Genomic DNA, 2,173 nt, shown 5'->3' on the forward strand with positions numbered 1-2,173 from the left:
ATAACAGTAACTAAAGCAACTCCTAAGTTTGCCATTACTACAGCTGATGTTTCTACGCCAGAAAATGCAGATAAAGTGATTAATCTTACTACCAATAGAGGCGGGGCAGATTTTCTTATTGCCGGTGGTGCAGATGAGAATAAATTCAGCCTTAGTGGCACCACACTTACCTTTAAAGCCACTGACTTTGAAGCCAGAGACGATAAAACCTACTCGGTGGAGATTACTGCCAATAGAGCAGGCACTAACGGTGGAGCAAACGAACATGCCACCAAAACCATTACTGTTACAGTTACCGATCTAGACGATGAAGCTCCGACCGATATCCAGATCAACGATGCCGCCTTTATCGATGATAAGGTCGTTTTTACCAATGACAAGGGTGCCAACTTTTTGATTGGCACTCTCAGTGCTACCGATGTAGATACTGCTGCTGCTGCCATGACTTTCACCACCACCAGCGCTGATTTTAAAATCGTCAATAATAACGAACTCAGAACCAAGCGTCCCATCACAACTATTAACACTGTACATATCGCCATCACCGCTAGCGACGGCACTCGGAGTATTGATAAAGTCTTTTTTATCAAAGTAGTTGCTAGTTCTCAAGTCGTCCTCCTGCCAGAAATTACCAATACTGATGTCTCTGTTGTTGAAAATAGTAGTACTGACATACCGTTATTGACAATTGCTCACGGGCCAACCGATAAACCCATACAGTATAGCATCTCAGGCAGGGATAAAGATTTTTTCAATCTAAAGGATAGAGTTGTTAGCTTTAAAAATTCCCCCGATTATGAGAGCAAACCTAGTTATAGCCTAACCCTAGAAATTAAAAACGGATTCTTGGCCAGAGACAAAACCATTACCATTACCATTATCAACCTCAAAGAAAAAACCATTAGCATTGCTGCTGATCAAACGATGAGCGTTAATGAACGCTCTCAAGTTAATACCCCTGTTGGTACTGTTGCCACCACTGGCATAGTTACAGGTTTTGAGATCACCGCTGGCAATAGTAACAATTTCTTTAAAATCAGCCCCACAGGGAAAATTCAAGTAGCAGGAGCAGGCTTAAACTATGAAAGCAAACAAAATTATACCCTTACAGTCAAAATCACTGACGACGATGCAGAGGCAAAAACCGCTCAAATTATCATTCAAATAAACAGAACTAGGGGTGCTGGTACACTCGACGAAAGGTTGCTAGCCTTTTTTATTACCACGAATAATGTTTCTACGCTTGAAAATACAAGTAAGGTGATAACGCTTGCTGTCAACGCAGGTAGTGCAACATTTGATATTACAGGCGGAGATGCCGATAAGTTTACTTTGAATGGTAATAAATTAACTTTCAAAGCCACGGCTCTTAAAGACGGAAATGATGCCACTTATCGTATTAACATCAAAGCCACCAAGGTGTTTGATCTCCACTTCCCCCTCTTCGCGACGGATGAACAAACCCTCGTTGTAACCGTCACCAACAATCCTGATAACGATGGGAAATTTCATATTACCACGGCTGATGCTTTTTCTACGCCCGAAAACACAAACAAGGTGATTACGCTTGCCACCAACAACAAAGACCCGTTAATGTATAATGTTTTTGAGATTATAGATGGTGAAGATGCCAATAAGTTTACTTTAAAAGGTGATGAATTAACTTTTAAAGCCACGGCTTTTAAAGCCCGAAATAATGCCACTTATCGTGTTAATATTAGAGCCACCAAGGTAGAAAACAATATAATCAACTTCTTTGTAGAGGCAGTTGAAAAAACCCTCACTGTAACCGTAATCAACCCTAACACGGTCAATACTAATGCGGCTAAATTACCTTCTGTCGAAGACGATAATACCAAAGTGACTGCCAGAGCTGTGCGCAAAGAAAGCAAAACTGCCAGTAAAACCTTACTTGCTAAAACTGGAAAAACATTGAGAGCACGCCTATCGCATATTCGTCATAAAAACCAGCAAAAGAGCAGTTTTAGTGCCAATGGTTTTGTAAGTGGTATTCAGGTCAGTTTTGCCGATAGCCAAACCAACAGCTTTATCAATCGTGTGCTCAGCGCCAACGGGCTGAGTAATGTCATCCCCATCTCCAGCCGCAAGGTTGAGCGTTGGGATATTTGGACGAAAGCCAAAGTGGTGATTGGTAAAAGCAACGGGTCAGGTG

Annotated in this window: 1 protein-coding gene; it reads left to right on the forward strand. The window is 41.6% G+C overall.

Features of this window, described 5'->3' with window-relative positions:
- The coding region (locus BBROOKSOX_RS10280; RefSeq protein WP_139661662.1) for a cadherin repeat domain-containing protein at positions 1 to 2,173 on the forward strand (2,173 nt) is incomplete at both ends.

This window comes from bacterium endosymbiont of Bathymodiolus sp. 5 South (genome assembly GCF_900128535.1).
Taxonomy (GTDB): Bacteria; Pseudomonadota; Gammaproteobacteria; order PS1; family Pseudothioglobaceae; genus Thiodubiliella.